General features: G+C 71.9%; 7 protein-coding genes. 4 read left to right on the top strand and 3 right to left on the bottom strand.

Annotated elements, in window-relative coordinates:
* On the top strand, nt 1-426 hold a 426-nt coding region (locus tag E1281_RS40835), incomplete at its 5' end, for a hypothetical protein (protein WP_165959263.1).
* Between the two features lie 125 nt (nt 427-551).
* Here E1281_RS40835 and E1281_RS36600 read toward each other — a convergent pair.
* Nucleotides 552-1,967 carry an aldehyde dehydrogenase family protein gene (locus E1281_RS36600; protein ID WP_131884289.1) on the bottom strand — a complete coding sequence of 472 codons (1,416 nt, stop codon included), beginning with the start codon at nt 1,965-1,967 and terminating at the stop codon, nt 552-554.
* 106 nt (nt 1,968-2,073) lie between these two features.
* Here E1281_RS36600 and E1281_RS36605 point away from each other — a divergent pair, with 106 nt between their 5' ends.
* Nucleotides 2,074-2,787, top strand: coding sequence for a hypothetical protein (locus tag E1281_RS36605; RefSeq protein WP_243717759.1), 714 nt, complete (start codon nt 2,074-2,076; stop codon nt 2,785-2,787).
* Between the two features lie 24 nt (nt 2,788-2,811).
* Here the strand turns inward: E1281_RS36605 and E1281_RS36610 are convergent, their stop codons facing one another.
* A complete protein-coding gene (locus tag E1281_RS36610) occupies nt 2,812-3,633 on the bottom strand; it encodes an IclR family transcriptional regulator (protein ID WP_131884290.1) in 822 nt (273 codons plus the stop codon).
* Between the two features lie 142 nt (nt 3,634-3,775).
* On the opposite strand from E1281_RS36610, the gene E1281_RS36615 reads away from it, so the two are divergent.
* A complete protein-coding gene (locus E1281_RS36615) occupies nt 3,776-4,222 on the top strand; it encodes a nuclear transport factor 2 family protein (protein WP_131884291.1) in 447 nt (148 codons plus the stop codon).
* Between the two features lie 13 nt (nt 4,223-4,235).
* Here E1281_RS36615 and E1281_RS36620 read toward each other — a convergent pair whose 3' ends face one another.
* Nucleotides 4,236-4,682 carry a DUF3598 domain-containing protein gene (locus E1281_RS36620; protein WP_131884292.1) on the bottom strand — a complete coding sequence of 149 codons (447 nt, stop codon included), beginning with the start codon at nt 4,680-4,682 and terminating at the stop codon, nt 4,236-4,238.
* 130 nt (nt 4,683-4,812) lie between these two features.
* Between E1281_RS36620 and E1281_RS36625 the strand changes: the two genes are divergently transcribed.
* On the top strand, nt 4,813-5,712 hold a 900-nt coding region (locus E1281_RS36625), incomplete at its 3' end, for a hypothetical protein (RefSeq protein ID WP_131884293.1).

Raw genomic sequence — 5,712 nt, forward strand, 5'->3', positions numbered from 1 at the left:
GAGGGCGACCCCGCCCGGGTGCACGGCGAGCTGCACTCGGCCGTGCTCGTCGCGGCCGACCACGATGCCGCGATCGAGTTCTTCACCGCGGCCGGCGGGCTGGAGGTCCTGTTCTCGGGCGAGTTGTCGGGAGAGGAGTTCGAGCGGATGATGGGCCTTCCGGCGGGTGCGGGCTTCAGGATGACGTTCCTGGTCGCCCCCGGTCACCCGCCGGCGCGGCTGGAGCTCATGACGGTCACCGGGCCGGGCGTGGACCCCCAGGACCTCAGCGACCGCCCGCTCGGCCTGCGGCGCCTCGTGTTCGCCTGCGACCACCCGGACGAGACCCGCGCCCGCCTGCTCAAGGCAGGGGCCACCCGGCTGGACGCCACCACCCTGCGGGGCCCGGCCGGGATCGAAATCGAACTCCGCCCCGAGACGACCTGAGCCCCGCCGCCCGGTGACTTGAGTGTCGAGGTCACCGGCGGTGGCGCCGCCCGCCGCTCGTCGGCGACTCGCTCGGGCGGGCCTCCGCGGGCCGGGCGCCGGGCGTCCGCTCGCTACGCGCACGGTTACGCGAACCACCAGGGGGCCTTGTCCTCGGGGGAGCGGATCAGGAAGGAGCGCTGGCGGAGGAAGCGGCGGATGGAGGCGGGGCCCATCCGGGAGCCGCCCAGGCCCGATGACTTGAACGCGTTCTTCTCGCCGTCCTGGACGAAGCCGGTCAGGGAGGCGTCGTTGATGCTGATGCCGCCCACCTCCAGCCGTTCGCCGACCGCCAGCGCCGCCTCGGTCGTGGCCGCGAACACGGCCGCGGACAGGCCGAACTCACTGTCGTTGGCCAGCGCCACCGCCTCGTCGGCGTCCGCGAACGGCATGACGGGCAGCACCGGGCCGAACGTCTCCTCCCGCATGACCTTCATCGTGTGGTCGACGCCGGTGAGGACGGTCGGCTCCAGGTAGACGCCGCCGCCCAGGGTGCGGATCTCGCCGCCGCAGCGGACGGTCGCGCCCCGGGCGGCCGCGTCCGCGAGCTGGTCCTCGATGATCCCGACCTGCGCGGCGGAGATGACCGGGCCGAGCTCGCCGTCGGTGATCTCCGGGTAGGCCAGGCCGACCTTGCGGGCCCGTCCGACCAGCAGGTCCACGAACTCCTCGAAGGCGGGCTCGGCCACATAGACACGCTCGATCGACATGCACGAGTGGCCGGTGTTGACCGTCCCGCCGTAGAGGATCGCCTGGGCGGCGCGGTCGAGGTCGGCGTCCGCGCAGACGATCACGGGGTCCTTGCCGCCGAGTTCGAGGAACGCGGGGATGAACCGGGCCGCGGCCGCGGCGCCGACCGCGCGCCCCGTCCGGACGCTGCCGGTGAAGCAGATCAGGTCGACGGCGCCGACGACCGCCGCGCCCGTCGCGCCGTCCCCGTCGACGACGGTGAGCACGCCGTCCAGCCGGGGGACGGCGGAGACGCAGTCGCGCAGCACGGTCGCGAACCTGGGGGTGACCTCGCTCGGCTTGAGCAGGACGGCGGACCCGGCGAGCAGCGCGGGGACGGCGTCGATCATCGCGAGCAGCAGCGGGAAGTTCCACGGGCTGATCACACCGGCCAGCGGGTACGGCAGCGGGCCCTGCCGCACGCCGATCCCGGGCATCGAGGAGGGGACGGTCCCGGCACCGGCCAGCAGATCCGGCGCGCCGGCGCACCATCGGTCGAGGGACGCCAGGACGCTGTCGACCTCCAGCCGGGAGACGGGAAGCCGGCCGGTGTCGCGGACGAGCGCCTCCACCATCGCGTCGCCGCGTTCGGCGAGCGCGTCCCGGAAGGCGTTCAGCGCGGCGACCCGCCCGGTGACGCCGAGGGCGAGCCACGCCCGCTGGGCGGCGCGTGCGCGGGCCGCCGCCTCCTCGACCTCCGCGGCGTCCGCGCAGGTGAGCGCGTAGTCCGCGCGCCCGGTGCGAGGATCGCGTACGTCGATCTGCCGTGCCATCCGAACCTCCAGGGGAACGCGTTCCGAAGACCGTAACGATGTTCCGCTCCAGCCGGAATAATGGTACGAATAATAGTCTGATGTATTCACCCCCGACGGAGGACACGTGATCGGCACGCACGGGTTCACCCTGCACAGCTGGGCGATACTGCTCCACATCGTCCTGTTCGCCTACTGGCTCGGCGGCGACCTCGGCGTCTTCTACTCCAGCCGGTTCATCCTGAAGAAGGAGCTCTCGGCCGAGGCCCGCGGCGTCGCCGTGAAGATCATGCACGTGGTCGACATGTCGCCGCGGATCTGCCTGGTGCTGTTCCTGCCCAGCGGCATCACGCTGATGGCGGCCGATGACCTGGGCCGGGACATCTTCTACGGCTGGCCGCTGGCCGCCGTCTGGGTGCTCTCGCTGGTCTGGCTGTGGCTCGTCGTCACCGACTACCGCAGCGGCGCCGGCCGGTTCGGCGCCTTTGTGCACCGGACGGACTTCCTCGTCCGCGGCGGCCTCATCCTCGTGCTCTTCGGCTCCGCCGCCTACACCTTCGTGGTGGACGAGCCGTTCGGCGTCACGTCCGATCCCAAGTGGCTCGCGGGCAAGGTGGTCGCCTACGCCCTGTGCATCGCCGGCGGACTGATGATCCGTGTAAAGCTCAGACCGTTTGGCCCAGCCTGGGGCAGGCTGCTCACCCAGGGCAGCGATCCCGAGGTGGAGCGCGACATCCGCGGCGCGGTCCAGGGCAGCATTCCCTACGTCCTGATGATCTGGGCCATGGTTGTCCTCGCGGCCGTGCTGGGCGTGATCAAGCCCGGCACCACGGCCTACTAGATGCGTCCGGCGGGCGGCGCGGGGTCAGGCGCGGCGGTGGCCGAAGCGTTCGGAGAGGTGGTGCACGGTCGTGAGGAGGGCGGACGCGCAGGCGTCGGCCTCCTCGGTGAACCGCTCGATCGGTCCGCTGACGCTGATGACGGCGATCGGCCGGTCGTGCTGGTCGAGGATCGGGGCGGCGACCGAGGCCGCGCCCGCCTGCCGCTCGGCGTTCGAGCGGGCGTACCCGCGCCCGCGGATCTCCTCGATCTCCCGCCGCAGCCGCGAACCGTTGGCGATGGTCGCCTGGGTGAACCGCTCCAGCGCCGGCTGCGCCAGGTAGTGCTCGATCTCGTCGTCCGACAGGAACGCCAGGAACGCCTTGGACGACGCGCCCGCGTGCAGCGGGTACGGGACGCCGAGCGTCACCGACATGATCAGCTCCCGGCGCGGCGTCACCTGGTCGATGTAGGAGCGCGTCCAGCCGGAGCGGACCGACAGCGTCGCGGTCTCGGAGGTGCGCTCGGACAGCGCGACGAGCTCGGGGCGGGCGACCGTCCGCACGTCGAGGCGCTCCAGGTAGGCCATCCCGAGCTTCATCGCGCCCATGCCGAGCGAGTAGCGGCGGCTTACCCCGTCCAGTTCGATGAGCCCGTGCCCGCGCAGCGAGGTGAGGATGCGGTGCACAGCCGCCTTCGACAGCCCGAGCGCGTTGGCCACCTCGGTGACGCCGAGGGTCGCCGCGCGCTGCTCGGCGAAGTACATCAGGACGTCGGCGGCCCGTTCCACCGTGGCGATGGTCTGGCCGGTGGCCCCGCGCTCCTCGGCGCGCGGGGACGGCTCGCTCGGTTGAGCGGTGCTGCTCATCGACGTGGTTCCTTCCACGTGCAGGTGGAAATCCGTTTCGTTCAGTGTAAAACCGTTCCGCTACGCGAATGATCGCGCACGGAACGTGGAGCCGTCCATCAAGGAAACATTCTTTCACTGCTCAGAACAGGGAGGGGCACCGATGAGGACTCCGCTCAGCGCCACCGAGGGCATGCTCCAGGCGGTCATCGACCGCGATCTCGACGCCGTCCTCGACGCGTTCTCCAAGGAGCCCGACGCCTACGTCTTCCCCGAGGGCCCCCGCTGGACGACGCGCGGCGGCGACCGCATCGAGCAGGGCTGGCGCGCGTACTTCGAGGCCCCCGTCGGGATCGACGGCTACCGCTGGATCGAGGGCCCGCACGTGTTCGAGAACGACACCCTCGGCCAGGTCACCGGCGTCGTCGACTACGACGTGCACGGGGACGGCCGCGAGGGGCGGCTCCGCATGCGGATGACCTGGCTGCTGCGCGCGGAGCGCGACCGCTGGTGCATCATCCACGAGCACGGATCCCAGCCCCTCGCCGACCCCTACGGCGCAGGGGACTGGTGGCCGGACGGCGCCCGCCCCCTCGGCACCGGAACCTGAACCCCGCCGGGGGTCAGGCGACCTTGGACTCGCTGATGATCGTCCTCTTGTAGAGGCGGTCGCCGTCCATCCAGTGCCAGGTGCGGCACTTGTGCCGTCCGTCGCGGGAGAGCTGGATCAGTTCGTACAGGTAGTTGTCCGGGTCGCTCCTGTACGACCACGTGAGGACGATCGACTGGTCGTCGACCTGGCTCATCTCGCCGACGATCCGCTCGTTGTCGAAGTGGCAGACGTCGCCCCGCATGCGGCCGCCGAACTCCAGGGCCTGCACGCGCCCGTCCGGCCACGTGTAGGTGTTGACCTGGAAGATGTCGTACGAGCCGTCCTCGGGGACCCAGCAGCGCAGGTGCGAGGCGTGCCGGTCGATGATCTTCCCATCGGCGTCGAGGTGGATGTACTCCCCTCGCCACTCACCGAGGTGCTTGGTGTTGATGGGCATGCCCGGGACTCCGGCGCGCATGGGGTTCCTCCTGGTCACAGGGTCGGATGGGGGGCCGGCGGCGCGCGTCGGCGGCCGCCGCCCGTGAGCCTAGCGGCAGCGGCCCTAGTGTTGGAACAGTATTCCGCATATTGGAACAAGGAGGTCAGCTATGGGTGAGCACCGCTCGGACCCGCTGGTGGAGGGCATCACCGCCGCGGTCGTCGGCGTCACCGACTTCGGTCCCCACCTCGACTTCTTCGGCGGCCGGCTCGGCTACGAGGTCGCCGCCGAGGGCGTGGTCCCGGCCGCCGCCGCGGACGCGCTGTGGGGAACCGGCCCGGCCGACGTCGAGGCCAAGGCGCTCGCCGCGGCGGGCGCCGGCACCGGCCGGATCCACCTCGTCCGGGTCCCCGAGCCGCTCGGCCCCGCGGAGCAGCCGCACAACCTGGACGACGGGCTGATCGGCATCGACATGTACGCCAAGGACATCCAGACCGCCCACGCGCGGTTCGCAGAGGCGGGCATCGACTGGTCGACGCCGCCCGCCACCTATGGCGTGGCCGTGGGCGAGAACGAGGTCATGGTCACCCAGGGCGTGTGCCCCGCGCCCGACGGCACCGCGGTCGTGTTCGTCCAGCCCGCGGCCGTTCGCGGGACCGCCGCCTGGGACGCCGACCCCGGCCGGCTCTACACCGAGCTCACCTCCGTGGTCTGCCACGTCCCGGACGCGGACGCCGAGACCGCCTTCTGGGGCCCGGACGGCCTCGGCATGTCCGTCTGGTACGACGTGACGTTCTCCTCGCCGGGGTTCGACACGGTCGCGGGCCTGCCCTCGGGCACCCGTATGCGGCTGGCGTTCCTCGCCGGCGAGAAGACGGCCCGCATCGAGGTGACCTCCGCCGAGGGCGAGCACGGCGTCGACCGCCGCCCGCTCCAGCGCCCCGGCCGCTCCCTGGGCCACAGCGGCTGGACGGTCCGCACCCGCGACCTCGGCGCGGCACTGGAGAGCGTCCGCCGGACGGGCGGCCAGGTCACCGGCACCCCGGTCGCCACCGACGACCCCCTGCAC

Origin of the sequence: Actinomadura sp. KC345, from assembly GCF_004348515.1 — a bacterium.
Classification (GTDB): Bacteria; Actinomycetota; Actinomycetes; order Streptosporangiales; family Streptosporangiaceae; genus Spirillospora.